The organism is Geodermatophilus obscurus DSM 43160 (assembly GCF_000025345.1).
Taxonomy (GTDB): Bacteria; Actinomycetota; Actinomycetes; order Mycobacteriales; family Geodermatophilaceae; genus Geodermatophilus; species Geodermatophilus obscurus.
The window spans coordinates 3929693-3955518 of record NC_013757.1; the positions used below are offsets into that span (position 1 = coordinate 3929693).

At 75.0% G+C, this 25826-nt stretch carries 24 protein-coding genes and 2 pseudogenes; 14 read left to right on the top strand and 12 right to left on the bottom strand.

Annotated features, from left to right (window positions below; genetic code table 11):
• Window positions 1–188 precede the first annotated feature (188 nt).
• The 3 genes from GOBS_RS18270 to GOBS_RS18275 all read left to right on the top strand — a co-directional run bounded on the left by GOBS_RS18270 (window position 189) and on the right by GOBS_RS18275 (window position 2802).
• Window positions 189–1733, top strand: coding sequence for an acyl-CoA synthetase (locus GOBS_RS18270; RefSeq protein WP_012949750.1), 1545 nt, complete (start codon window positions 189–191; stop codon window positions 1731–1733).
• 216 nt (window positions 1734–1949) lie between these two features.
• Window positions 1950–2123 (top strand): Ada metal-binding domain-containing protein, encoded by a 174-nt coding sequence (locus tag GOBS_RS26515; protein ID WP_081449030.1) that lies wholly within the window; start codon window positions 1950–1952, stop codon window positions 2121–2123.
• 271 nt (window positions 2124–2394) lie between these two features.
• On the top strand, window positions 2395–2802 hold the full coding sequence (locus GOBS_RS18275; protein ID WP_012949752.1) for a nucleotidyltransferase family protein: 408 nt from the start codon (window positions 2395–2397) through the stop codon (window positions 2800–2802).
• Between the two features lie 150 nt (window positions 2803–2952).
• Here GOBS_RS18275 and GOBS_RS18280 read toward each other — a convergent pair whose 3' ends face one another.
• The gene (locus tag GOBS_RS18280) at window positions 2953–5121 is read right to left on the bottom strand and encodes a putative bifunctional diguanylate cyclase/phosphodiesterase (RefSeq protein WP_208104320.1); all 2169 of its coding nucleotides are present in this window, start codon (window positions 5119–5121) and stop codon (window positions 2953–2955) included.
• Window positions 5118–5924, bottom strand: a complete 807-nt coding sequence (locus GOBS_RS18285; RefSeq protein WP_012949754.1) for an SAM-dependent methyltransferase — start codon at window positions 5922–5924, stop codon at window positions 5118–5120. The genes GOBS_RS18280 and GOBS_RS18285 overlap by 4 nt, the downstream gene beginning before the upstream one ends.
• A gap of 337 nt (window positions 5925–6261) precedes the next feature.
• On the opposite strand from GOBS_RS18285, the gene GOBS_RS28955 reads away from it, so the two are divergent.
• From GOBS_RS28955 to GOBS_RS18310, 5 genes are all read left to right on the top strand, one after another.
• Window positions 6262–6519, top strand: coding sequence for a type II toxin-antitoxin system Phd/YefM family antitoxin (locus GOBS_RS28955; protein ID WP_012949755.1), 258 nt, complete (start codon window positions 6262–6264; stop codon window positions 6517–6519).
• Window positions 6516–6941 (top strand): type II toxin-antitoxin system VapC family toxin, encoded by a 426-nt coding sequence (locus GOBS_RS18295; RefSeq protein WP_012949756.1) that lies wholly within the window; start codon window positions 6516–6518, stop codon window positions 6939–6941. The genes GOBS_RS28955 and GOBS_RS18295 overlap by 4 nt, the downstream gene beginning before the upstream one ends.
• 89 nt (window positions 6942–7030) lie before the next feature.
• Complete coding sequence (locus GOBS_RS18300) at window positions 7031–8374, top strand: ABC1 kinase family protein (protein ID WP_012949757.1); 1344 nt, start codon at window positions 7031–7033, stop codon at window positions 8372–8374.
• An 85-nt stretch (window positions 8375–8459) separates the two neighbouring features.
• A complete protein-coding gene (locus GOBS_RS18305) occupies window positions 8460–9293 on the top strand; it encodes an ATP-binding protein (protein ID WP_041241575.1) in 834 nt (277 codons plus the stop codon).
• A gap of 8 nt (window positions 9294–9301) precedes the next feature.
• The gene (locus tag GOBS_RS18310; protein WP_012949759.1) at window positions 9302–9598 is read left to right on the top strand and encodes a hypothetical protein; all 297 of its coding nucleotides are present in this window, start codon (window positions 9302–9304) and stop codon (window positions 9596–9598) included.
• Window positions 9599–9604: 6 nt separating this feature from the next.
• On the opposite strand, the gene GOBS_RS18315 is transcribed toward GOBS_RS18310, so the two are convergent.
• Complete coding sequence (locus GOBS_RS18315) at window positions 9605–10051, bottom strand: hypothetical protein (protein ID WP_012949760.1); 447 nt, start codon at window positions 10049–10051, stop codon at window positions 9605–9607.
• Between the two features lie 181 nt (window positions 10052–10232).
• Here GOBS_RS18315 and GOBS_RS18320 point away from each other — a divergent pair, with 181 nt between their 5' ends.
• A complete protein-coding gene (locus GOBS_RS18320; protein ID WP_012949761.1) occupies window positions 10233–11237 on the top strand; it encodes an NAD(P)H-dependent flavin oxidoreductase in 1005 nt (334 codons plus the stop codon).
• Window positions 11238–11516: 279 nt separating this feature from the next.
• On the opposite strand, the gene GOBS_RS18325 is transcribed toward GOBS_RS18320, so the two are convergent.
• Window positions 11517–12902 carry a DUF4407 domain-containing protein gene (locus GOBS_RS18325; protein WP_012949762.1) on the bottom strand — a complete coding sequence of 462 codons (1386 nt, stop codon included), beginning with the start codon at window positions 12900–12902 and terminating at the stop codon, window positions 11517–11519.
• Between the two features lie 183 nt (window positions 12903–13085).
• On the opposite strand from GOBS_RS18325, the gene GOBS_RS18330 reads away from it, so the two are divergent.
• The gene (locus GOBS_RS18330) at window positions 13086–14201 is read left to right on the top strand and encodes a TolB-like translocation protein (RefSeq protein WP_012949763.1); all 1116 of its coding nucleotides are present in this window, start codon (window positions 13086–13088) and stop codon (window positions 14199–14201) included.
• A gap of 92 nt (window positions 14202–14293) precedes the next feature.
• Entirely contained in the window at window positions 14294–15586 is a 1293-nt protein-coding gene (locus GOBS_RS18335; protein ID WP_012949764.1) for a Fic family protein, read from the top strand.
• 25 nt (window positions 15587–15611) lie between these two features.
• On the opposite strand, the gene GOBS_RS18340 is transcribed toward GOBS_RS18335, so the two are convergent.
• Window positions 15612–15992, bottom strand: a complete 381-nt coding sequence (locus tag GOBS_RS18340) for a hypothetical protein (protein WP_012949765.1) — start codon at window positions 15990–15992, stop codon at window positions 15612–15614.
• Window positions 15993–16098: 106 nt separating this feature from the next.
• Here GOBS_RS18340 and GOBS_RS18345 point away from each other — a divergent pair, with 106 nt between their 5' ends.
• A complete protein-coding gene (locus tag GOBS_RS18345; protein ID WP_012949766.1) occupies window positions 16099–16881 on the top strand; it encodes an alpha/beta fold hydrolase in 783 nt (260 codons plus the stop codon).
• Window positions 16882–17026: 145 nt separating this feature from the next.
• On the opposite strand, the gene GOBS_RS18350 is transcribed toward GOBS_RS18345, so the two are convergent.
• Window positions 17027–17611 (bottom strand): TIGR03086 family metal-binding protein, encoded by a 585-nt coding sequence (locus GOBS_RS18350; protein WP_012949767.1) that lies wholly within the window; start codon window positions 17609–17611, stop codon window positions 17027–17029.
• Window positions 17612–17719: 108 nt separating this feature from the next.
• On the opposite strand from GOBS_RS18350, the gene GOBS_RS18355 reads away from it, so the two are divergent.
• Window positions 17720–18841, top strand: coding sequence for a transglycosylase domain-containing protein (locus GOBS_RS18355; RefSeq protein ID WP_012949768.1), 1122 nt, complete (start codon window positions 17720–17722; stop codon window positions 18839–18841).
• 43 nt (window positions 18842–18884) lie between these two features.
• Window positions 18885–19118, top strand: a pseudogene (locus GOBS_RS26525) (copper amine oxidase); the annotation flags it as partial.
• Between the two features lie 221 nt (window positions 19119–19339).
• Here GOBS_RS26525 and GOBS_RS18360 read toward each other — a convergent pair.
• The 6 genes and pseudogenes from GOBS_RS18360 to GOBS_RS18390 form a co-directional block, all read right to left on the bottom strand.
• Complete coding sequence (locus GOBS_RS18360; RefSeq protein ID WP_012949769.1) at window positions 19340–20374, bottom strand: hypothetical protein; 1035 nt, start codon at window positions 20372–20374, stop codon at window positions 19340–19342.
• A gap of 3 nt (window positions 20375–20377) precedes the next feature.
• Window positions 20378–21409 (bottom strand): hypothetical protein, encoded by a 1032-nt coding sequence (locus tag GOBS_RS18365; RefSeq protein WP_012949770.1) that lies wholly within the window; start codon window positions 21407–21409, stop codon window positions 20378–20380.
• A pseudogene (locus GOBS_RS18375) lies at window positions 21406–22935 on the bottom strand (UGSC family (seleno)protein). The gene GOBS_RS18365 and the pseudogene GOBS_RS18375 overlap by 4 nt, the downstream one beginning before the upstream one ends.
• On the bottom strand, window positions 22818–23885 hold the full coding sequence (locus tag GOBS_RS18380; protein WP_012949773.1) for an acyl-CoA dehydrogenase family protein: 1068 nt from the start codon (window positions 23883–23885) through the stop codon (window positions 22818–22820). The pseudogene GOBS_RS18375 and the gene GOBS_RS18380 overlap by 118 nt, the downstream one beginning before the upstream one ends.
• Window positions 23882–25018, bottom strand: a complete 1137-nt coding sequence (locus GOBS_RS18385) for an acyl-CoA dehydrogenase family protein (RefSeq protein WP_012949774.1) — start codon at window positions 25016–25018, stop codon at window positions 23882–23884. Before GOBS_RS18385 ends, GOBS_RS18380 begins: the two co-directional genes overlap by 4 nt.
• Before the next feature lie 63 nt (window positions 25019–25081).
• Complete coding sequence (locus GOBS_RS18390; protein ID WP_012949775.1) at window positions 25082–25819, bottom strand: enoyl-CoA hydratase/isomerase family protein; 738 nt, start codon at window positions 25817–25819, stop codon at window positions 25082–25084.
• Between the last annotated feature and the right edge of the window lie 7 nt (window positions 25820–25826).

The window sequence follows — 25826 nt, forward strand, 5'->3', positions numbered from 1 at the left end:
GGATGGGGCGGGACCCGGCGTTCCTCCGTCCGCGGCAACCGGCTGCTACGCACGGTGCGGACCCGCGGCCCGGTCGCCACCGGGTACATCCGCCGGCACGAGGGTGGCCGGCCCCAGAGCCGTCCGCCCCTGGCGACGCGGGCTCCGCCGGCGCCACGATCCGACCCTCACCGGATCGGGAGGCCGCCGTGTACCTCACCCAGGGGCTGCACCGCCACGTCCAGCAACGCCCGGACGAGATCGCCACCGTCTGCGCCGGCCGCACCCGGACCCACGCCGAGTCGGTCGACCGGATCGCCCGGCTCGCCGCTGGTCTCCAGCAGCTCGGCATCCGGGACGGCGAGCGCGCGGCCATCCTGTCGCTGAACTCCGACCGCTACTCCGAGTTCCTCGCCGCGACGCTGTGGGCCGGCGGCGTCGTCGTCCCGGTCAACATCCGGTGGAGCGTCCCCGAGATCGCCGAGTCGCTCGCCGAGGTCGACGCCCGGGTCCTCGTCGTCGACGACGTCTTCGCGGGGTGCACCGAGGGCATCAGGGCGGGCCACCCGTGGCTCCGGCACGTCGTCCACGGCGGTGACGGACCCACGCCCGACGGCATGCTCGCCTTCGAGCAGCTGGTGGAGACCTCCGAGCCGGTCGAGGACGCCCGCCGCGGCGGCGACCAGCCCGCCGGCGTCTTCTACACCGGCGGCACCACCGGCCGGGCCAAGGGCGTGCTGCTCAGCCACGACAACCTGCTAACGTCGGCCATGGGCGCGCTGGCCACCGATCACGTCACGCCCGACCGCGTGCTCCTGCACGCCGCGCCGATGTTCCACGCCGCCGCCTTCTCCGGCTGGGTCGGCAACGGCGTGGTCGGCGGCACGCAGGTGGCGATCCCGGTGTTCGACCCGGTCGCCGTGCTGACCGCCGTCCAGGAGCACGGCGTGACCGACGTGCTCCTGGTCCCCACGATGATCCAGCTCGTGGTCGACCACCCCCGGGTCGACGAGTTCGACCTGACCACCGTCCGGCGCCTGATGTACGGCGCCTCCCCCATGTCCGACGCCCTGCTCGGTCGGACGATGAAGGTGCTGCCCAACGCACGCTTCCTGCAGGCCTACGGCATGACCGAGCTGGCCCCCGTGGCCACCCTCCTCACCGCGGACGACCACCAGGACCCCAGGCACCGGCGCTCCGTCGGCCGCGCCGCGCCGCACGCCGAGGTGCGCGTCGTCGGCCCGGACGACGTCGAGCTGCCCCGCGGCGAGGTCGGCGAGGTCGTCGTCCGCGGCGGCTCCGTGATGCTCGGCTACTGGAACCGGCCGGAGGAGACCGCGGAGGCGCTGCGCGGCGGATGGATGCACACCGGCGACGCCGGCCGGATGGACGACGAGGGCTACCTGTACCTCACCGACCGCCTCAAGGACATGATCATCTCCGGCGGGGAGAACGTGTACTCGGTCGAGGTGGAGAGCGTCCTCGCCCAGCACCCGGCGGTGGCCACCTGCGCGGTCATCGGGGTCCCCGACGACACCTGGGGCGAGCGCGTGCACGCCGTCGTCGTCCCGGCGGCCGGCGCCACCGTGACCCTCGAGGAGCTGCGCGCCTCCTGCACCGGCCGGCTCGCGAGCTACAAGGTGCCCAGGTCGATGGACGTCGTCGACGCGCTGCCGCTCTCCCCCGCCGGCAAGGTGCTCAAGCGCGAGCTGCGCGAGCCCTACTGGGCCGGGCAGGAGCGCGCCGTCCACTGACCCCTGCTGCTCGGTGGCACTTCGGGTCAGCTCGGCCAGCCGGTGCAAGTGGCATGGGCGACTGGGCCGACAGCGCGGAGGGCGACACGCCCTATCGCGAAACCTGACCGAACGGCCACCAAGTAACCGCAGAATCACCATGTGTACACACTGCTCGGTGGGGACGGCGTCCCGTACCAGTCCCCGACTCCCGGGACCTTCGGCGGATACAAGCCCATGCGGATCTACGGTCGACTCGACTGTCGCTCGGCTCTCCGGCACATCGCCGCAGGCCACTATGTCCCGCACCGCGTCTTCTTCGCCGATGAGGTCACGGCCGTCACGGCCGGCTACCGACCGTGCGCGAGATGTCTGCCGGCCGCCTACAGGGAATGGAAGCAGCAGTCATAGCAGGCGCTGAAGTCGGTGGGCCAGTCGACCAGCTCGTCGCCGAGTTCTTCGCGCACGTCCGCGTCCGTCCGGTGTCGATCAGCAGCCTCTGCAACACGGCTACCTCGACCAGCTCGAGGGACAGCGACTCGCGGTCTTGTAAAGACCCCTCGGGTGTCTGCGGAGTGATCGGCCGCCCCAGCGTCGTCGGTGCACAGGTCGCGAGGCGCCTCACGGCAGGCATCACTCCACGCGGCTACCCGGTGACGTACGCGTCTCCTACTCTCGGGCCGTGTCCGTCGCCGAGTCGCTCGACCGTCTGTGCGCCGCCGCCGACGACGGACGGCTCGACGGTCTGACGCGTCGGCACGGCATCACGCTGCTCACCGTCTTCGGCAGCGCCCTCCGTACCCCGGAGCGGGCCCGCGACCTCGACGTCGCCGTGTCCTTCCCCGCTGGAACGCACGGGCTGCTGGCGCTGGTCGGAGAACTCGCCGACCTGACCGGCAGCGACGACGTCGACCTGCTGGTCCTCGACGGCGCCCCTCCGACGGCGCGGTTCGCCGGACTGGTCGGCGCGCGACCTCTGTACGAGGATTCGCCCGGCCTCTTCGCCCGGACCCAGATGGCTGCCGCCCTCGAGTTCTACGAGACGGCGTGGCTGCGCGACCTCGACCTGCAGCGGATGGCGAGTTCGTGACGCCTCACCCCGTCGACGTCGCCTCGGTGCAGGCGAAGCTCCGCTCGCTCGAGGAGCTGCTGGGCGCGCTGCGCCTGGTCGGGGAGGTCGACGGCGCCCGGCTGGGGCAGGACGTGCTGCTCCGCCTGGCGGTGGAACGAGCCCGGTCCCTCAGACCGGGTCGAGGAGCCGGCCGAGGTCGGCCGGCTCAGCGGGGCGACCGAGGTAGGTGCCCTGCCCGGCGTCGCAGTCCAGCTCCCGCAGGATGGTGACCTGGGCCTGCGTCTCCACGCCCTCGGCGGTGACCGTGAGGCCGAGCAAGTGGGCCAGCGAGATGATCGAGCCGACGAGCTGGACGTCGACGGGGTCGACCGCGTCGTCGGAGCGCAGCCCGCGGAGGAATGAACCGTCGAGCTTGAGCTCGTCGAGCGGCAGCCGCCGCAGGTGGGCGAGGTTGGAGTACCCGGTGCCGAAGTCGTCGATGGCCAGGCGCACCCCCATCCCGGCGAGCGCGTCGAGCGTGTGACCGGTGAGCGGGTCGGTGCCGAGGACCGCGCTCTCGGTGATCTCGAGCTGCAGCTGCTGCGGGTGCAGCCCGCTGTCGGAGAGCGCGGTCCGGACGTCGTCCACCAGGTGCTCGTCGCGGAGCTGCCGGCTGGCGAGGTTGACGCTGACGTACGGGCCGCTGCTGCCGGCTCCGAACCAGGAGAACGCCTGCCGGCAGGCGGCCCGGAGCACGTGCCGGCCGAGGGGGACGATCATCCCCGACTCCTCCGCCAGGCCGACGAAGCTCTCGGGACCCAGGAGCCCCATGCGCGGGTGCTCCCACCGGACCAGCGCCTCCACGCCGTGCAGCCGGCCGTCGGCCAGCCGCCGCAGGGGCTGGTAGTGGACCAGCAGGTGCTCCCCCGCCAGCGCCGCGGGCAGAGCCGAGGACAGCCGGTACCGGGTGATCTCCCGGGCGTCGCGCTCCGGCTCGAACAGCGCCCACTGGCTCCTGCCGTCCGCCTTCGCCCAGTAGAGCGTCATGTCGGCGGCGCGCAGCAGCTCCGCCGGGTCGATGTCGGCGATCGACCGCTCCACCACACCGACGCTCGCGGTGATCTCGACCCGGCGACCGCCCAGCTCCACCGGCTGCGCCACCGCGGCCAGGACCTCCTCGGCGAGCGCGACCAGCTGCCCGCTGCCCGACGTCCCCGGGACGAGGACGACGAACTCGTCCCCGCCGAGCCGGGCGACCGACAGCCCGCGGTCGCGCACCACGGACACCAGGCGCTGGGCGACCGCGACGAGCAGCTGGTCGCCGACCTCGTGTCCCAGCGTGTCGTTGACCGCCTTGAAACCGTCGAGGTCGAGGTAGCACAGTCCCGCCCGGGCACCCGGCGACGCCTGGTCGAAGACGGCGTCCAGGTGGGCGAGGAACGTCCTCCGGTTGGGCAGTCCGGTCAGCGCGTCGTGCTGGGCCTCGAACTCCAGCCGGCGGCGCAGGTGGCGCAGCGCGGTGACGTCGTGGATCAGCGCCAGCTGGTAGCGGGGCCGGCCGTCCCCGTCGCGGAGCAGCGACACCGTGAGGTCGGTCCACACCGACTCGCCGTCGGACTTGAGGAACTGCTTCTCCAGCCGGAAGTGGTCCCGTTCCCCGCGGATCAGCTCCCCGTAGAGCCGCCACACGTGCTCGACGTCGGCAGGATGCATGAACTCCTGCACGGAGCGGCGGCGGAAGTCCTCGACCGGATGACCCAGCAGCCGCACCAGGGCCGGGTTGACCTCCAGGATCCGGCCCTCCAGGTCACCGATCCCGATCCCGATCGTGGCGCCCTCGAAGACCGCGCGGAAGCGCTGCTGGCTGACGTGCAGCGCCTCCCGCGCCTGCTCCCGAGCCGCGGCGGCCGCGCCCAGGATGGCCTCCTCCTCCCGCAGCGCCCGTTCCTGCAACGCCGCGCTGAAGCCCTCGGCGACCGCCGCCACGAGCGCGTGCCACCGGCGGTCGGGAAGGACACCCTCGCGGAGCGGCGCCGCCCCGCCGCCCGGCTCGCCATCCAGGAGCACGCACAGGGTCTGGGAGAGCGACTGCGGATTGGTGAAGTGGGCGTCGACCAGGGCGGCCCCCACCTGCCGGCCGACGTCTCCCCGGCGGACCGGCGGCTCGTCGACCGCGGCGAGGAGACGGCGCAGCAGACCCCGCAGCAACTCCTCCAGCTCGTCCGGCCGCAGCGGCACGTAGCTGGTGCCGGCGACGGCGTCGGCCCACCGCGCGGCGAGGGCACCGACGGGGTCGGGAGGGACGGCGGCACCGGCCCGGTCCCCGTCGTCCCGGGAGCCCGCCACCGCCGTGCTCACGTGCGGCGGCCGACCCCGGCGAACCCCGTGGTCCGCTCCGGGTGCCGCGCCGCCGCGTCGCCGTCGTCCGGCCGCCAGAGCGGCAACCACACCAGCCCCGGGTCGAGGAGGTCGAAGCCGTCGAAGAACCGCGCGATCTCCTCGCGGCTGCGCATCGTCATCGGCGTCGGGGTTCGGCTGTAGAGCTCGCGGTGGGAGGCAGCCGCCTCGGGACGCCCGTCGGCGCTGGCGTGGGACAGGACGAGGTGGCTGCCCGGTGCCAGCCGGTCCCGGATCCGGGCCACCGCCCCGAAGGGGTCGTCCTCGTCGCTCACGAAGTGCAGGACGGCCACCACGAGCACCGCGACCGGCTGGTCCAGGTCGAGCGTCGCCCGGACCGCCGGGTCCTCCAGGATCGTCTCCGGCGCCCGGAGGTCGGCGTGGACCACGGCGGTGTGCTCGTTCCCGGCGAGGATCGCGCGGCTGTGGGCCACCGCCACCGGGTCGCTGTCGACGTACACGACCCGGGTCCCCGGATGCGCCTGCTGAGCGGCCTCGTGCACGTTGCCCACGGTGGGGATCCCGGATCCGATGTCGAGGAACTGGGTGGTGCCCTGCCCCGCCAGATAGCGGACCGCCCGGCGCAGGAACGCGCGGTTGGCCTGCATGATCACGGGGAGGTCCGGCCACAGCGAGATGGCCTCCCGCGCCATGCGCCGGTCGACCTCGAGGTTGTGCGATCCCCCGAGGTAGTAGTCGTACACCCGGGCCGCACTCGGGCGGCTCAGGTCGACCTCGGCGGGGACCCAGCTCGGACGGTACATGTTCCGTACTCCTCATCCCGCGCCCGCTGCTCGCATGCAGCGGCCCGACGGACGACGGCCTCGATTCCACCCGCATCTGTACCCGAGATCCCGCCGTCCCGGTGCCGGATCGCGCCAGTGTCGGGCGACACGCCGGAGCGGCTGTCCCCGACGGACGCTCCGCCCATCCGGTGGCTCCCCGCTGCGGCGCCGCTGCCGTCCGCCGGTGTCCTCCGTCGGGAGCTGCCCTGCGACGGGACGGTCGCCAGCACGCGGCCTGACGGCGAGCACGGCCAGGGTGGTGTGGGGGCGAAGTGGCTACAATCGTACGTCGAGATGTGGCTACAAGGAGGTCGGAGTGGACTCGGTGGGCATCCGTGAACTGCGCGACGGGCTGAGCCGGTACCTGGCCCAGGTCCGGGCCGGGCGCACCGTCACCGTCACCGACCACGGCCGCCCGGTCGCCCGGATCGTCCCGGTCGATGAGTCCAGCCCGTTGGAGCGGCTGATCGCCGAGGGGCTCGTCCAGCCGGCCCGCCAGCGCGAGCGGTCGGCACCCCGGCCCGTCGAGGCCTCCGGGACGGTCAGCGACCTGGTCGCCGAGCAGCGCAGGTGATCGCTTACTTCGACACGTCGGCAGTCGTGCCGCTGCTGGTCGAGGAGGCGGGGACCGACGTCTCCCTGCGGGTCTTCCTCCAGGCCGAGAGCGTGGCGACCGTCCGGATGACGTTCGCCGAGACCTCCGCGGCGCTCGCCCGCGCGTCCCGGCTCCGTCGCCTGACGGCTGACGCGCACGACAGGGCACTCGCCGGACTCGAGTCCGTCTGGGCCCAGATGGACGTCCTCGACGTGGACGACGGCCTCGTCCGCGCGGCAGGGGTCCTGGCGCGCGATCACGCCCTCCGTGGCTACGACGCCGTGCACTGCGCTGCAGCTCTGCGGGTCACCAGCGGGACGACCGTCGCACTGGCCGGTGACCGTGACCTGCTCGCCGCGTGGCAACGGGAAGGTCTGCAGGTCCTCGACACGCAGTCCTGACTCCCCGACCGCCACCGCCCAGCTGCGACTCGTCGGGGCGGGCCGGAGCGCGACGTCCACCGCACGCCCTCCGGCGCTACGGTCCGCCGGTGACCTCCGAGGACGGCGGGCCGCTCCGGGGCCGCCTGGCCCGGACGGCGCGGCTCGCCGCGCTGCCGGCCGCCTACGCCGGGCGCACCGCTCTCGGGATCGGCAAGCGCCTCGGCGGCCGCCCCGCCGAGGTGGTCGCCGCGCAGGTGCAGCAGCGCACCGCCGAGCAGCTGTTCGCCGTCCTCGGGCAGCTCAAGGGCGGCGCCATGAAGGTCGGCCAGGCGATGTCGGCGATGGAGGCCGCGCTGCCCGAGCAGCTGGTCGGCCCCTACTGGGAGGCGCTGGTCCGGCTGCAGGAGGCGGCGCCGGCCATGCCGACCCCGCTGGTGCACCGGCAGCTCGACACCGCGTTCGGACCCGACTGGCCGCAGCGACTCGAGGACTTCGACGACCGGCCCGTCGCGGCGGCCAGCGTGGGGCAGGTGCACCGCGCCACCTGGTCCGATGGCACCCCGGTGGCCGTCAAGGTCCAGTACCCGGGCGCCGGCGAGTCGCTCGTCGCCGACCTGGGGGTGCTGCAGACGCTGACGCCGGTCGTGCAGGCGGCCGTGCCCGGCCTCGACGTCCGGCAGCTGCTCGCCGAGCTCCGCGACCGGCTCGTCGAGGAGGTCGACTACGTCCGGGAGGCCGACGCCCAGACGGCGTTCGCCGACGCCTACCGCGACGACGCCGACATCGCCGTCCCCGATGTGCTGGCCGTCGAGGGTCAGGTCCTGGTCACCCGCTGGGTCGACGGCACTCCCCTGGCGCGGGTCATCGCCGACGGCACCCAGGACGACCGGGACCGCGCCGGTCAGCTGCTGGTCCGCCTGCTCGCCTCCGCGCCCGTGCGCGCCCGCCGACTGCACGGCGACCCGCACCCAGGCAACTTCCGGCTGCTGCCCGACGGCCGGCTCGCCGTCCTCGACTTCGGGGCTACCGAGGCTCTGCCGCACGGCTGGCCGGCCCGGCTCGGCCCGCTGCTCGCCGCCGGCCGGGACGGCAACGCCGCCGGTCTGCACCGCATCGCCGCCTCCGCCGGACTGCTGCAGCCGGACCAGGTCAGCGAGGGTGCCCTGCTGGCGCTGCTCGACCCCTACCTGCAGCCGCTGCGCAGCCCGTCGTACCGGTTCACCCGGGCCTGGGTGCAGGAGCAGACCCGCCGCGCCTCCGACCCGTTCAGCGCCGCCGCGCGCACCCAGCGCCGGCTGACCGTCCCGCCGCGCCACCTGCTGCTCCAGCGCGTGGCCGCCGGGCTGGCCGGCGTCCTCTGCTCACTGGACGCCACCGTCGCCGTCGACGACGAGGTCCGGCGGTGGGTGCCCGGCTACGACGCCTCCTGGGACCCGGGCACCCGATCCTGACGGGAACGGCCGGGCAACGAACCGGTCACGCACGAGGACGGTGCCGTCACTCAAGTGTCAGATCCTCGTGGACGATGTAACGGAGATGACCAGGACCGATTGCGTCGACATCACGCTCTGCACGAACGGCGTGCTGACGTACGAGGAGATCGGCGGGCACCTGCGCCCGACGGGCACCGGAGCGGTCGAGATCGACCTGACCAGGCTCAAGTTCATCGACCCGGCCGGTCTGGTGAGCCTCGCCGTCATCGCCGAGCGGGCGAGGCTCCAGCGCCGTCCCGTCCACTTCCGCAAGCCCGAGGGCGGCGACGTCGCCAACTACCTCACCCGGATGCGCCTCGGCGACGAGCTCGCCGGACTCGACGTGGTGCACGACCTGCCCCAGGTGCGGGAACGCCGGCTCGGCCACCGCCTCGTCGAGCTGCGCCGGTTCGACGGAGAGGCCGGGCTGGACACCGTCGCGGCCGCCCTCGTGCAGACCTACGTCGACGACCACCCCGAGCTCATCCAGCCGCTGTACGCGGCGCTCGACGAGATGGCCCGGAACGTGCTGGAGCACAGCACCCGGTCGCACGGGTACGTGGCGCTGCAGCGGTACGACAACAGGGGCGACATCTCGTTCGCCGTCGGTGACAGCGGCATCGGGCTGCGGAAGCGGCTCGCCGCGGCGATCCCCGTGCCCGACGACCGGACGGCGATCGTGCGGGCGGCCCAGGTCCACGTCACCTCGATCGGGCGCCCGGGCCGCGGGCGCGGGATCAGCCGGGTCATCGGCATCACCGGCGAGCACCGCGGGAGCGTGACGCTGATCAGCGGAGCGGCCAGCGGCACCTTCCGCCGCGGTCTCCCGGAACCCGAACTGTCGGATCTGCCGGCGTCCTACCCCGGTACGCTCGCCCACGTGCGCCTGAGCCTGTGAGGAGGTCGATGACCGTGCCTGCTGTCCTCCCACCGATCGAGGTCCCGCAGCTGAGCGGCGGCCGCGAGCGCGCCCGTGCGCTGGTCGACGGCCTCGCCGACCGCATGGGCGGCGCCACCATCGTGGTGGACTTCCGCCGCATGGTGGCCGGGACCCCGTCCTTCGCCGACGAGCTCGTCACCCGCGTGCTGGTCGACGGTGGTGCCGCCCTGCTCCGCGCGGAGCACGTCAGCCGGGAGTTCGGCGAGTACCTCCTCGAGGCCGCCCGGGACCACGGCGTCGCGGAGCGCCTGCAGACCGCCTGACGGCGGTCAGTCCGCGGCGCGGACGGCCTCGCCCGTGACCCGCATCGCCGTCTCCCACGTCTCGGCCTCCGCCGCGGCGGTGCCGGAGTCGTCGCCCTGGAACCAGGGCAGCGCGGCCGCCTCCCACGCCAGCGCGGCTTCCCGTGCGGCGGACGACGACACGCGGTGCACGAGCATCTGGTACCTCGCCCGGGCGGCCGAGAGCTGCTGCTCCGTGGCGCGCAGGGGCAGCAGCTGGGTCTTGTCCCGATCCAGCGCCGCCCGGTAGTCGGCCATGGCGGCCTGCAGCTCGATCAGGGTCTCGCGCTGGAACTCCTGGGACGCGCGCTCCCGCTGCTCCTGCCGCGCCCGCGCCGCGGCACGGGCCTTGAGGGACTCGGCGGTGGCCTGGGCCGCGACCGTCAGCAGCCCGCCGACCACCACGCCGATGAAGGCCCAGACGGCTGTGCTCACCGTGCCCCCTCCCCTCGGTCTGCACTGCAGGTTAGGACGGGCGTACGACGAGTATCGGCCGCCCACCCGCTCCGCTTGAGCGAGGCGTCGGTGTCCTCCCGGCCGGGAGGACACCGACGCCTTGACGGCGCCCTCTCCCGGCGAGACCGTCGATCCGCCCCATCCCCGGGAGGAGGCGGCCGTGAGGACGCGGTTCACCGAGCTGGTCGGCTGCTCCGTACCGATCCAGCAGGCCCCGATGGGGACGATCTCCTCGCCCGACCTGGCCGTGGCGGTCGCCGATGCCGGCGGCGTCGGCACGGTCACCGCGCTCGGCCTCCCTCCGGAGGTGCTGGTCCGCCGCCTGGACGAGATGGGCCGACGCACGTCCGGCGTGCTGTCGGCCAACGTCGTCAGCGCGGACGTCGGCGAGCAGGTCGTCGTCGACGTCGGCGAGCAGGTCGTCGTCGACGTCGCCGAGCGGGTGCGGCTCGTCGACTTCTTCTGGTTCGACCCGTCGCCACGGCTCGTGGACCTCGTCCACCGGTCCGGGGCGCTCGCGGGGTGGCAGGTCGGCTCGGTCGCGGAGGCGCGCGCCGCGGAGGACGCCGGCTGCGACGTCGTCACCGTCCAGGGGGTCGAGGCCGGTGGTCACGTCCGGGGCGCCGCGCCGCTGCGCCGCCTCCTCCCCGAGGTGCTCGACGCGGTCGACGTCCCCGTGCTCGCGGCCGGCGGTATCGCCGACGGACGGTCCTTCGCCGAGGTGGTGGCCGCCGGCGCGGCCGGCGCCCGCATCGGCACCCGGTTCCTCGCGACCGTCGAGTCCGGCGCGCACCCGGCGTACAAGCAGGCCGTCGTCGACGCTGCCGAGGACTGCACCGTCATCACCGACGCGTTCGCCGACTGCCCCCTCTGCGCCACGAGCCCACGGGCCCGGGTGCTGCGGAGTGCGGTGGAGAGGGTGGGCGAGCTGGAGGACGACGTGGTCGGGACGGCGGTGATGGGTCGTGCGCGCGTTCCCGTACCACGGGGGTCCGGCCTCCCGCCCGTGGCCGGCGCCGAGGGCCACCTCGACGCGATGGCCATGTACGCCGGGGCCGCCGTCGGCTCGGTGACCGACATCCGGCCGGCCGCGGAGGTCGTCGCCGAGCTGGTGGCCGAGCTGGATCGCCGTCGGCCCGGCCTCGGCTCGAGCGGCGTCCGGTGAGCGCCGGTCGGGCCACTCTGGAACGAGTCGTGCTCTGCCCACCGTGGTGGGCAGAGCACGACTCACCGCGGGATGACCCTGGGGCCGGGAAGTGCCCGAGTCGACGGACGGCAGGGGGACAGCGCCGCGTCGGCCGGCCAGCTGATCACGTCGGAGGGCCGACAACCCGCGGGCTGACGTCCCGCACCCCGCGCCGACGAGACACGAGTCCCATTGCCCCGCACGACGGTGCCCCGGCCTCCGCACGGAGGCCGGGGCACCGTCGTCCGGGACTGCGGATCACACCGGCGTCGGGACCCGGTCGGCCGGACGCCGGCGGGCGCCGAGCACGGTGCGGGCCAGCCGCATCGGGCCGGTGTCCCACGGCCGCAACGTCTCCGCCGCCGAGGCAGCCGGCGCCTCGGCCGCTGCAGCAGCCCGCTCGGCCGCGCGGACAGCAGCCGCCTCGGCGGCCTCCCGCCGGGCGATGATCGCCTGCTTCTGCCGGTCGATCCGCTCCTGCTCGGCCATCACCAGCATCTCCTCGCGTGCCACGGCCACGGTCAGCCGCGACTCCTTCTGCAGCTCCTCGATCTCCACGTCACCGGAGTCCCGCAGCGCCGCGAGCTTGTCGTAGGCCGACGGCGGGCCGAAGTTCAGCAGCAGCTTCATCAGCACCGGCAGGATCTCGATGCTCATGAACAGCAGCGACAGCATCACCTGCGCCGCGGCCAGGGTCGCGTTGCGGTCACCCAGCCGGTCGAGGGCCTCCAGCCGCGCCAGGATCCCGTCGGCGTCCTCGTTGGTCGCGTCGAACGCCGTCTGCAACCGGGTCTGCTCCGCGGTCAGCCGCGTCAGCTCCGCCCGGTCCGTCTCCAGCGACGCGGACGCCAGCCCCGCGCTGCGCCCCTCAGCCGCCGACGCGGACGCCAGCGCGGCATCCAGCGACGACTTCGCCGAGGCCACCACGGTGGCCTGCGCGTCCGCAGCCGCCCGCGCCTCGACGTACGCCTGACCCGTCCCGGCGTCCCCGGTGCCGCAGGTGCCGTCCAGCTCGCACTGCGCCTTGGCCTCCAGCTCCCGCTGGGTCGCCAGCGCCGCGTCGTAGGCCTGCTGGGCCGCCGTCGCGTCGCCGTGCACCGCCGCGAGCTGCGGGTCCGCCGCACCCCCGGTGGCCACGATCGACTCGCCCAGCGCCACCTCCTCGCGCAGTGCGTCCAGCCCGGCGAACCGTGCGTCGGTCTCCAGCGTCTCCCGGTAGGCGTCGGCGGCCTCGGCCTGCATCGCCTTGACCTCGGTGTCGATCTCCGACGAGAACACCTGCAGGGTCAGCGGCGTCGCGATGACCGCGCCCAGGATCAGCGCCAGGCCCACCCGCGGCACCGCCAGCACGAGGTTGCGCTTGAGCGAGGCGTCGTGCGCCATCCCGACCAGCAGCATCCGGTCGAGGTTGACCACGACCGCGCCCCAGCCCAGGCCGATCAGCAGCGCCAGCGGCCACCACACGCCCAGCGCCATCGCCACGGCGAACGCCATCGACACGACCGCGAGCCCACCGGTGCTCAGCAGCACGCCACCCAGCGCCACGAACCGCGGCCGCGCACCAGGCGCCGCCTCGAGCACGTCCGGGCGCGCACCGCCCAGCACCGCCAGGCCGTCCCCGAGTCGTCTCAGCACTGCCGACATGGAGCCACTCCCTAACGACGGGGGTAGAGATCGATCCGTCGTCTCCCCCGGCTCATCGGCACTCAGCCGGCGCGCCTGGACGAGCCAGTCACACCAGCCCCACGAGGCGTCAGGGCGGGTCGCCCGAGTTGCCACGACATCCGGCCCGGCGGAGGCTCGGCGTCTGCCGACCCCGGAGCCGTCATGCCCCGCGTCCGCCGCGCCGCCGCGGCCCTCGCCGTCGTCCTGACGGCCGCCTGCACCGGTGAGGGCGACGCGGGCCCGTCTCCGCGCACCGGCACCGACGGCGCCCCCGCCCTGCTCGGCACCGTCGACCTCGACGCGGCCGTCGGCGGCGACGCCCGGCTGCTCGACCTCGCCGCCGCGCCCGGCGACGACCCGGTCGCGCTGCTGGGGGACGGCGGCACGCGGGCCTGGCTGGTCGAGGTGGGTCCCGGCGAGGACGGCCCGACGGCCACCACGATGCTCGAGCTGCCCGTCGTCGGGGACGACGCCGAGCTCTCCGTCCTCCCCGGTGGCTCGTTCCTCGTGGCCCACACCAGCCCGATCGCCGGGTACCAGCTGCTCACCGTCCCGCGCGACGGGCAGGCCACCGTCACCGCCCTCGGGCTGCGCCCCGACCGCGCGGCCACCGCGCTCTCCCCCGACGGGCGCACGCTCTACGCCGCGCTGAGACTCCCCGCCCCCGGCCCGGCCCAGCTGCTCGCCGTCGACCTGGCCGCCGGGGTCGTCACGAGGACCGCCCCCGTCGTCCCCGACGGGACGGTCCCCGCACTCGCGACCCGGCCGGACGGCGGCGTCGCCGCGCTGGTCGAGTCCGCGGACGGGCGCGCCCTGCTCACGGCGTACGACGCCGACCTGCGGCCGGTCGGCGAGCCGGTCGACCTCGCACCCGACGCCCCGGTCGGCACACCGGCCGGCCTCGACGTGACCGCCGACGGCACCGTCGTCGCCACCCTGCACGTCAGCGACGGGCGCGAGCTGGGGCGGCTGGTCACCGTGGCGGACGGTGCGGTGGCCGGCTCGATCGAGCTGGACGGCGTCGGCGACTCCGCACTGGAGGTCGTCGTCTCGCCCGACGGCGGCTCCGCGTGGGTGCCGCAGGCCGACCTCTCCTACCCCGCCGAGCTGGTCACCGTCGACCTGGCCAGCGGGCAGCGGGTGTCGGCGGTGTCGCTGTGCGCCGGGGCCGCGGTGCTGGGCGACGTCGCCCCGTTCGGTGCGGACGCCGGTCTCGTCGCCACCGGGTCGTGCGTGGACGGCGACGGTCCGCAGGCCACGGCCTTCCTCGTCGGCTGAGGTGGCCAGAGGATCCTTGAACGCAGCGACCGTCCGTCAAAGGATCGCGTGTGATGCTTTAACAGCGAGTCCGGCCGTGAAAGGTTACGGCCGTGGCGAGATGGCTGGAGGCGGTCTGGGAGCAGTCCGACCTCGACATGGTCCCCCGAGCGGATCGACTCTTCGGCCCCTACCGCCAGTACGAGCCGGATCTGGTGACCTCCCGCCCGCTGAGCATGTCGCCCGAGGCCAACCGGGACGCCACGGTGGCGGAGCGGGCGGTCCGCGAGCTGGCCACGGGACCCGGAGCCCAGGCACTCGAGGGGCTGGCCCGCTTCCTGCTGCGCTCGGAGGCCATCGCGAGCTCCCTCATCGAGGGGATCACGCCCTCACCCCAGCAGGTCGCCCTCGCGGAACTGGCGCAGGACGAGGACGTGCGCGGCTTCAGCGACCAGGCCCGGCTGGTCGCCAACAACATCACCGTCCTGCGGCGGGCCGGCGAGGACCTCGCCTCCGCCGACGCCATCACGATGGACGACATCGAGGCTCTGCACCGCGCGTTGCTCCCGGACGAGCAGCACCACGGACTGCGCCGCGTGCAGAACTGGATCGGCGGCTCGAGCTGGCACCCGCTGTCCGCTGATTTCGTCCCCCCACCGCCGGAGCTGGTCCCCGGGCTGATGGATGACCTGGTGGAGTACGCGAACGGATCGGTCCACGCGCCCCTCGTGCAGGCCGGGATCGTGCACGCCCAGTTCGAGACCATCCACCCGTTCACCGACGGCAACGGCCGGGTGGGACGAGCGCTCATCCACACGGTGCTCACCCGTCGGGGCTTGACCCCCTCGGCCATCCTCCCGGTCAGCCTCGTGCTGGCCACACTCCGCGGACGGTACGTCGACGGACTGACCGCCTACCGGTACACGGCACCGCCGCACAGTGCCGAGGCGGCGAACGCGGTCGCGTCCTGGCTCGACGTCTTCCTGCACGCCACGACCGTTGCTGCCGAACAGGCTCGCCTCTTCGCCGGACAGGTCGCGGACCTGCAGGCCGCCTGGGAGACGAGGCTGGCGGAGCACCGCGCAGCTCAGGGGCGGCGGGAGACCCCGCGAGCGGACTCGGCGACCTCGCGCATCCTCCGGACCCTGCCCGAGGTCCCCATCCTCACGACCCGCACCGCACAGCGACGGCTCGGCGTCTCGTTCCCGGCCGCGCGGGCCGCCCTCGAAGAGCTGGCCGACGCAGGGATCCTCGCCCGTCGCTCGGTGGAGCGCGGGACGACGGGGTACACAGCAACCGACGTCTTCTCGCTGGTCACCCACGCCGAACGGCAGCTGGCCAGCACCCGATGGGACACGCGTGTCTCGGCACCGCGTCGGCCCGTCCCCGCACCGCCGCAGGACTGACGGGGACCGCACCCGAGCGGTGCGCTCAGCCCTTCATCGACCGGACCGCCAGCGCGGCCGCGCCGTAGGCCACCGAGCTGACGACCGCCCGCAGCGTGGTCGGCCGGCCGGCCTGGGCAGCGGCCGCCAGCGCGGTCAGCGCGTCGATCGCGTTGGCGCCGGCCAGCACGGCCAGCCCGCGGTCGACCTCCTCGTCGGTGCGCGCGGTCAGCGCCAGGACCGAGATCGCCAGCGCCCGGCTGCCGAACAGCCGCTGCAGCTGCAGACCGGCCGGAGAGACCGGGACCCCGTAGCTCCTCGCGACCACCCTCGGCGCGACGACGCTGGTGAGCCCGAAGGCCGCCCCCGTGGCGCCCAGCGCCCTCGCCAGCTGCTGCTTCGACATCCCCGCGACCGTCGTCGCCATGGCGCACCCCTCCCGGGCCGACCCGGACGGCTCGGCTCGCCGTCTGCCGGGAGTCAACCAGCAACGTCGTCCCACCGCAGCGGACGCCGTTGGCTACGGTCGCGCCATGGCTCTCGACCCCGGCGAGGGTCCGCACAGCCCACCCGACGTCGAGCTCGCGCACCGCCCCACCACCTGGGGCGTGGTGCGCAGCCGCACGGTGGGCGCGCCGCGCGACGGCGTCCCCGAGGTCGTCGTCGTCCCCGGCCTGGCCGTGTCCGACTACCTGCAGCCGGCGCTGTGCGAACTCGGCAGCTGGACGCGCGCCCACCTGGTCGAGCTGCCCGGCTTCTCGGGCAGCGGGGAGCCGCCGCACCCGCTGGACGTCGGCCAGTTCGCCGACGCCGTGGTGCAGTGGCTCGACGCCGGTGGCCTCGACCGGGTCGTGCTCGCCGGGCACTCCAGCGGCACCCAGGTGGCCGCGCACGTCGCGGTCCGCCGTCCTCGGGCGGTGCGGGCGCTCGTCCTGGCCAGCCCCACCATCGACCCGCGCTTCCGCAGCCGCCGGCGGGTGCTGATGGCCTGGCGGCGGAACCGGCAGCTGGAGCCGCCGAGCCTCGACGAACGGCACACCTCCGAGCGGCAGCGGGCCGGCCTGCGCCGCGTGGCACACGCGCTGGGGGTCCACCTGGCCGACGCCCTCGAGGACGTCGTCCCGCGCGTGCCGGTCCCGGTGCTCGTGCTGCGCGGCGACCGGGACCGGTTGTGCACGGAGGAGTGGGCGCGCGAGCTCGCCGACCTGGCGCCCGACGGCCGGTTCGTGCCCGTGCCCGGGGCGCACAGCTTCGTGTGGACGGCGCCGGGAGCCTGGTCCGCCCCCATCGAGGACCTGGCGAGCCAGGTGCCCTGACCGGACCGCCGGTCCAGGAGCTGGGGCGCGGTGGACCCGCGGCCGGACAGCGCAGCTCGCCGGCCTCATCCGCCCCCACCGTTGATCATGGGGTCGTAACCCTCGGGCGGCGTGCCGGGGCGTGTCGGCGGCAACAAGCCCATGATCAACATGCCGGCGGGCGCCAGGCCGGGTCGCGGCCGGTGAGGCCGAGCAGCCGGTCCAGCGGCGGTGCGTCGTCGGGCACGGGCACCGGCGGGCCGAACAGTCCCGGAGTGGGCCCCTCGGCGGCGGCCTGGGCGGCGAACTCCGTGCACACCGCCACCGACGTCGGATCGGCCACGTAGTCCTGCCCGGTGGCGACTGCGAGATCCCAGCCGTGCACCAGCACCTCGTCGAGCGCCACGGCCGCCGCGACGGACGCGGGCATCGTCACGCCGCCGGCCTCCGCGGTCCCCTCCCACGCCGAGGGCCGCCGCCACGCCTCCACCAGTGCGTCGAGCTGAGCCGGGATCCCGGTGCGCCAGTCGGGCGGCAGGTCGTCGGCCGACGCCGAGGGCCCACCGGACACCGGCGTCTTCTCCGCTGCCATCCGGAACGCTGTCGTCAGGCCCACGACATGCGCGAGCAGCCCCGCCACCGGGGTGCCGGCGCACGGGGTCGGGTCGCCGAGCTGGTCGTCGCGGATGCCGGCCACCACCTGGGCCAGCTCCGCCGCCTGCGGACCGAGGTCGAGCTGCATCGTCTCCATGCGAGGACAGACCGGACGGTGGCACGGAACTCACCGCGTGACTCACCGGGCCTCACGCTCCGCCGCCGTACCATGACGGTTCGCGTCCACCAGGGAGAGCACCGCGCCATGCCCCACGGCTCACCGGATCGCTGGCCCGGCGTCCGCCGCCGCCGGACCCGCGGCACCACGACCGCCGACCGACCCGAGCGCGGCTGGTCCGGGTACGGCGACGCGGTCCCGTCGCGGCCGGTGCCGCCCCTCCGCTCGCCGTGGGACGACGCGGCCGACCGGTACGGCGTCGACGGTTCCGGCCCCGCCCCCGAGGAGCAGCCTGGGCGCCGGCGGCGGCGCCGCGACCGGGAGGACCGCGACGAGCGGCGTCCCCGGGGCGGCCTGCGGGACGGGTACGACCGGCCCGACCGGCCGGATCGGTCCCGCGGGCGCCGGCAGCTCGCCGGGCGCGTCGGGAAGGTGCTCGCCGTCGCCCTCGTCGTGCAGGCGCTGGTGATGGTCTCGCTGCGCTGGGTCGACCCGCCGACGACGGCGTTCATGGCGGCCAACCCCAACGGCGCCATCCAGCAGTCGGTGCCGGTCGAGCACGTGTCGCGCAACTTCCTCGCCGCCGTCATCGCGCACGAGGACGCCAAGCTGCCCTACCGATCCGGTGCCTTCACCTGGGCCGAGATGTGGGCCCGCGCGCACGCGCACCTCGTAGGCGACGAGGACCCCTCGGGCTCGACCATCCCGCAGCAGGTCGCCAAGAACCTCTTCCTGAACCAGGAGATGAGCTCTTGGCGCAAGGCCGTGGAGGCCGGGCTGTCCGCGGAGCTCGCGCTGGCGGTCGACGACCGGCGGATGCTCGAGCTCTACGTCAACTACGCCCAGTTCGGGCCGTCGCTCTACGGCGTCTGCGCGGCCAGCTGGTACTACTTCGACCGCCCGCCGCAGGACCTCCCGGTCGACCAGGCCGTGCAGCTGGTCGGGCTGCTCCCATCCCCCGGCCACGTGCAGCGGGCACCCGGCGGCGGCCTGGACTTCGACGTCGCCGACGGTCAGGGCTGGCTGTCCCGCTCGCACGTGATCAACGCGCAGAACCGGGTGCCGCGGCACATCGAGCGACTCGGTTTCCAGCCGGTGGAGGACGCCGGGATCACCGGACTGGCCGGTGACCAGCCGGCCTCCGACGACGACTGCTCGACCCGTCCGCAGGCGGTCGCCGACCTGATCGCCGCGGAGGGCACCGCCTGACCGGCGCTCGTGCTCTGCCCACCACCGTGGGCAGAGCACGAGCATGCGCGGGACGACTCTCCGAGGGAGACCCTGCCGGGCGGCGTTCGCGACCAGGTACCCATGGGTGACCCGGTACGACCCTGCGCAGCGGTACGCGGCCGGTGACCTGGCCGAGGCGGGCGGCCTGCCGGCGTTCGTGTCCGGGAACCAGTCGCTGGAGGACGAGGACGTCGTGCCGAGGCACACCTGCGGGTCGACCCACTTCCCGCGCCCGGAGGACTGGCCGGTCATGTCGGTCGAGGTGGTCGGCTTCCGGCTGGTACCGGTCGGCTTCTTCGACCGCAACCCCGCACTGGACACCCCGCCTCGACGTCGTCTCCCTGCACCGCCGGGTGGCCGGACCCGCGGTACCGGCGCTCGTGCTCTGCCCACGGTGGTGGGCAGGGCACGAGTCCGTGGGAGGGAGGACACCGGGACCCAGCTCTCGTCCGGGTCGCCCGCTTCGCCGGCCGCGCGTCAGAGCGGGCGGACGGCGGCGGTCACCGAGCGCGAGCCCCCCGCCCAGGTCGGCAGCAGCGCCATCTTGCCGCCCGCCCCGCCGGTGACCACGACGCGCACGTCGTCTGCCGAGGCCGCCACCCGCAGGTCCCCGGCGGCGTAGGCCGGCAGGCCCGCGCGGAACGCCAGCGCGGACGCCGACGCCCGCAGCAGCGCACTGCCCTGCTCGAAGAGGAACCCGGCCATCCGGTCGGCGCCCCAGCCCTGCTCCCCCAGCAGCGCGGCCAGCTCCGGCGGCAGCAGCAGGAACTGCTCGCCGTCCCGGAAGCGGCCCGGGTCCCCCGCGGCCATCGCCGCGCCCGCCATCGCCGCCGCAGCCGGACCCAGCACGGACGGCGGCTCGCGGTACCCCTCACCCGGCAGCACCTCGACCAGCCCACCGACCCCGACCACGGTCACCGCGTCGACGTCCACCCCGAGCCCGCGCCGCTGGGCCAGCGAGGGCAGCGGGCGGGGCGCCTCCGCCGTGCAGCAGGTGTACTTCGCCGGCGAGCCGATCGTCGCCATGTCCGTCAGCCCGGCGCGCGCCCCGCCGATCCCGGCGAGGGCGAGGGAGACCGCCCGCCCGACGCCGGCGTTCCCCGCGTTCCCGGTGCCCAGCCCGCCCGCTCCCGAGGTCATCCCGACCCGGCGGGCGACCGGCCCGTGCACCAGCACGCCCACCGCCGGCGCCCCGGTCGTCGTCGCGAGGCCGAGCAGGTTGAAGCCCGGCTCCAGCGCCGCCCGGCACGCCGCCACCACCACCGGGAGCGCGGGCCTCGGGCACCCGGCCAGCACCGCGTACCAGGCCACCGCCCGCACGGTCAGCTCGCCGAACAGCGGCGGCACCTGCCCCAGGACGGCGTCCGGGTCGGCGGCCCCGGCCAGCATCGCGTCGAGCCGGGCGGCGGTCGGCGGCACCACCGGCAGCCCGTCGCCGTGCCCCGCGGCCAGCAGGTCGGCGGCCACCGCTGCCGGATCGGCGGCGTCGGGGAACAGCGGCAGGTCAGGCACGGTTCACACGCGGGAGGGGACCGGTCGCGACACCGCCGCCGTCGCACCGAACGACGGGATCCACACCGAGTGCTTCCCCGCTCCCCCGGCCACCAGCACGTGCAGCATCTCCGGACCGGTGCTCACCGGGTAGGCGTCGCCTTCGGGCAGGACGCCCCAGTCCTCGAACTGCCGCTGGTTGGCCTCCGACACCTTCGACACCGGGATGCGCGCCCATTCCCACAGCGCGTCCCGCACCGCGTCGGCCGTCCACCCGTCGCGGGCGAACGTCGCCGCGTGCTCGGGACCGAGCACCAGGAAGTGCGGGCCCTTGACGTACACGTTGTTCGAGCCGGGCTGGGCCATCGTCCCGGCGATGGTGAGCAGCAGGTCCTCGGCCGTCGTCCCGCCGTGGTCGTTGACGTTGTGCGGCCCCTCGGTCGCCGCGACCGTCACCACCGACTCCCCGGGCGCGAAGCCGCGGCGCACCGAAAACGGCGGGAACGGGCTCTCCTCCTCGTTCTCCCCGAAGCAGAACGAGTACTTGGCCGGACTGCCCTGCGTCGCCCGGTCCATGACGCCCGGGCGCGCCCCTCCGACGTGCGTGGTGACCAGCTGCACCGCCCGGCCGATGACGGCGTTGGCCCGCACGCCCTGGCCCAGGCAGTTGCTGCCGGAGTTGATGCCGAGCTCCCCGCGCACCGGGCCGTTCACGACGACCATCGGCGCGCACGGGTGGGTCGTCGCCAGCACCCCGTGCAGGTTGTACTCGGGAGCCTGCAGCGCGCGGACGGCGGCGAGCACCACCGGCAGGTCCGCGGGCCGGCAACCGGCCATCACCGCGTTGGCCGCAAAGCTCTCCCGGGTCGGCACCAGTCCGGACGGCGGCAGCGGCCCGAGCTCCAGGTCGATGCCGTCCAGCGCGGCCAGCGCCGCCGCCACCCGGGCCGGGGTCGGCGCCACCAGCGGCAGCCCGTCGCCCCAGCCGCGGCGGTACGCCTCCTCCTGCCAGCTCTCCTCCGTGACCCCGGGCAGGTCGAGCAGTCCGGCGCTCACGCCCCTCCCCTCGCCTCGTCGGCCATCCGCAGCAGCTCCGCCGCCGCGCCCTCGATCCGGGCGGCCAGCTCGGCCTCGTTCAGCCCGCCGACCGGGTGCGGGACGACGACCAGGCGGGGCCGCACCCGGCGCGCCTGGGCCTGCGCCTGCACCAGCGGCAGGAACGTCTCGGTTACCACCAGCGGTGCGACGACGCCACGGCGCTCCAGTTCCACCGAGTCGTGGAGACTCCACGACGAGCACGAGCCCTAGTCGCCGACCGCCACCAGCACCATCTTGAAGCGCTGCGACAGCCAGTCGATGGTGTCCTTGTCCGCCGCGACCGAGGCGCTCTCCTTGGCCGCGAAGCCGAGCTCCGGCAGCTCCCAGTGCGCCTGCAGCCGCTCGCCCAGCCCGCGCAGCAGCTCGGTCGCGTTCGGCTTGGAGTTGGTGAACAGCGCGACGTCGGTCCACGTCGCCGTGCTGCCGGCGGGCTCCAGCGGCCCGGCGTCGTCCTCCGGCGGCAGGCCGTACGTGGGGTCGACGATGCGCAGCGACCCGGCCGCGGTCGCGAGCGCCGCGACCGCGGCCTCCCCGGCGGCGCGCCCGTCGGCCTCGGCGGCGGTCAGCGACTGCTCCGCACCGGCTCGCGCGTCACCGGCCACCAGCACCCCGTGCGACGGCACCAGCCGGCCGTGCTCGTCGGCGGCCAACCCCTCGACCAGCCCCTCGGGCCCGCGGCGGTTCACGAAGGGGAACAGCCCGGCCACGGCCAGCTCGCGGTCGCCGTCGCTGGTGCGGACGACGACGCCGGACAGCACGCCCTCGCCGCGCAGCGCGGTGACCGTCGCGTCCGGGACCACCTCGACCCGCTCGGCGGCCGCCAGCCGCTCCGCCCGCTCCGGCGACCAGCGCGGCGGGCCCGGCACCAGCACGGTCACCGCCGACGCCCAGCCGGCCAGCTCGAGCGCCTCCTCCGCCGTCCACTCGTCGTCGCCGAGCACCGCGACCGGGCGCCCGCGGAACAGCGGGCCGTCGCAGCCGGCGCAGGTGGAGACGCCGCGGCCGACGAGCGCCTCCTCCCCCGGCAGCCCGAGCCGCCCGGGGCCGAGCCCGGTAGCGACGACGACCGCGCCGGCGCTGACCTCGCCGTCGGAGGTCTCCAGCCGCACCGGCGAGCCCGGGTGCACCCGGGTGACCTCGACGTACGCCAGACGGACCCCGGCCCCCTCGGCCGCGGCGGTGAGCGCCGCCATCAGCTCCGGCCCGGTGCCGCCCGGGTGCTCGTGCAGCGCGGTGAGGTTCACCAGCTGACCGCCGGGGGTCAGCCGGTCGTAGGCGACCACCCGCAGGCCCCGTTCGGCGGCGACCCGCGCGGCGGTCAGCCCGGCGATCCCGGCGCCCACGACAGCGACGTCCCAGTCGATGCTCACGCCTCCACCAGCCCGGTGGAGATCCGCGGCCACAGCGCGTCGGCGCCCTCGGCGGCCAGCTGCCGGCCCAGCTCCCGGCTCCAGTACCGCTCGCCGCCGAACTCGTCGCGCCACGACCACAGCCGGCGGGAGAGCTGGCCGAGCTCGTACTCCTTGGTCATGCCGATCGCGCCGTGCGCCTGGTGGGACGCACGCGCCGCGATCGTCGCCGCCTCGCCGGCCGCCGCCTTCGCCGCCGCGACGTCGAGGAACGACGGGTCGGGACGGGCGTTCAGCGCGGCCACCTGGACGGCGAGACCGGCCAGCTGCGCCTCCTCGGCGATGCTGACCAGGTGCGCCTGCACCGCCTGGAACCGGGCGACCGGGCGACCGAACTGCTGCCGCTCGCCGGTGTAGCGGACGGTCAGCTCGGCCACCCGCGCCAGCGCCCCGGCGATCTGCGCGGAGCGGGCCAGCGCGCCGCGCAGCCGCAGCGCCGCGGCGTCCACCCCGGGTGGGGCCGGCGCCACCGCGTCGTCGGGCAGCTCGACGTCGTCCCACACCAGGGTGTCGCGCGGCTCGGCGGCGAGGTTGCGGCCGGGCGTGACGGTCGCGGCGGCGGGAGGCGCGGAGACAACGAACCGCTGCCCGCCGCTCTCGGCGAAGGCGACCACCCGGTCGCTGCGCCCGCCCCACGGCACCCGGGACAGCCGCGCGGAGAACCGCCGGCCGGTGAGCTCGACGGCATCACCGGGCGCGCCGACGGCCACCGACAGCGGGCCCTCGGGCAGCTCCATCCCGGCCGCGCCCAGCGCCCAGCCGCCGAGCAGCCCGGACTCGGCCAGCGGCACCGGGGCGGCGAACCGGCCGGCGACGGTGAGCAGCGCACAGGCGTCGGCGACGTCCCCGCCGGAGCCGCCGGCCTCCTCGGGCACCGACACCAGCGGGAAGCCGGACTCGGTGAGCGCCGTCCAGAGCCGCTCGCTCCACCCGGTCGCCTCCGCGGCGACGACGTCCTGGGGCGTGCACAGGTCGCGGAACAGGCCGGTGGCGACCTCGGTCAGCACCGTGCGGTCCTCGCTCATGCGGACAGTCCCTTCGCGGCGACCGAGCGGAGGATCTCGGTGGTGCCGCCGCGCAGCGTGTACGACGGCGAGGTCAGCACCGCCTCGGCGAGCAGTGCCTGGAACAGCGAGCCCGAGCCCTGGTCGAGCTCGGTCTCCGCGGCGTCGCGCAGCGCCTCGATGAGGTCCTGCTCGAAGCGGGTGCCGACGTCCTTGACCAGCGCCGCCTCGACCACCGGGGCGCTCCCGCCGTCGAGGGCGCGGGCGACCGACAGCGACAGCTGCCGGATCGCCCGGAACCGGGCCGCCATCCGGCCGAGGACGACGGCCTCCTCGCCGGAGAAGCCGGCCCCGCGCTCGCGCAGCCACTCGCGCAGCACCGGGAAGGTCGACAGCCAGCGGTCGGGGCCGCTGCGCTCATAGGCCAGCTCGCTGGTCACCTGCTGCCAGCCGGAGCCGAGCTCGCCGAGCACCATGTCGTCGGGCACGAACACGTCCTCCAGCGCCACCTCGTTGAAGTGGTGGCTGCCGTCGAGGTACGGGATCGGCGAGATGCGCACGCCCGGCGCGGACAGGTCGACGATCAGCTGGGAGAGGCCCGCGTGCTTGCGGCCCTCCTCGACCGGGGAGGTGCGGCACAGCACGGCGAAGAAGTGGTTGTGGTGGGCCTCGCTGGTCCACACCTTGGTGCCGGTGACCGTCCAGCCACCCTCGGCCCGGGTGGCCCTGGTGCGCACGGAGGCGAGGTCGGAGCCGGAGTCCGGCTCGCTCATGCCGAGGCTGAAGTAGACCTCGCCCGCGGCGATGCCCGGCAGGAAGCGCTGCCGCTGCTCCTCGGTGCCGAAGTGCAGCAGCGCCGGCGCGGTCTGCCGGTCGGCGACGAAGTGCGCGCCGATGGGGGCGCCGGCGGCGAGCAGCTCCTCGGCGACGAGGAACCGGTCGGCGGCGCTGCGGCCGTGCCCGCCGTACCGGGGCGGGATCGCCATGCCGACCCAGCCGCGCTTGGCCAGCGTGCGGGAGAACTCCGGGTCGTGCCGGCCGGCGAACCCGAGCGCGGGCCGGTGCCCGGCGGGGAGCTCGGCGGCGAGGAACTCGCGCACCTCGGCGCGCAATGCCTCCTCGGCCGGGGTGAGCACGGTCGGCGCGAACTGCACGGCATCCCTCCTCGGGTGGGTCCCGCTGGGCCGGCTCCGTCGCCGGCCCGGCGGGGGTCGGGGTCAGGCGGTCTCGCGCCGCCGCTGCGACCACATCTGGGTGGCCCGCTCGAAGTGCAGCGCGGCCTCCCAGCCGATCCCGGGCGGGCCGGCCTCGGTACGGAAGGAGCGGACCGCCTCGCGGGCCAGCTCCGGGTCCTTGGCGGCGCGGCCGGCGAGCTCCAGGGCGAGGTCCTCGACCTGGTCGTCGGGCACGGCCTTCCAGGCCAGGCCGATCTCCGCGGCGCGCACGCCGTCGATCTCCTCGCTGAACAGTCCCATCGCGGCGGTGGCCTCGCGGCCCGCCGTCCGGCTGCTGATCGTGAAGTAGCCGCCGCCGGGGTGCAGGCCGATGCGCAGGAACCCGGCGAGCAGCCGGGCGCTCTCGGAGACGATGCGCAGGTCGGTGGAGAGGGCCAGGTTGATCCCCGCGCCGACCGCGGCGCCGCGGACGGCGGCGATGGTCGGCACCTGCAGCGTGCCCACCCGGCGGAAGGCGGTGTAGACCGCGCCGAGCTCCTTGTAGGTCTTGTCCTCGGCCTGGTCGCTGCCCGGCGTCCAGCGCCGGCGGTCCGCGCCGGAGCAGAAGGTGCCGCCCGCGCCCCGGACGACGGCCGCGCCGACCGCCGGGTCGGCGTCCACCTCGTCGCACAGCTCCGACAGCTGCAGCCCCATCTCCGGGGTCAGCCCGTTCTTGACCTCGGGCGAGTCGACCGTGACCACGGCCACGCCGCCGTGCCGCTCCAACTGGATCTGTCCCACGCTGGGT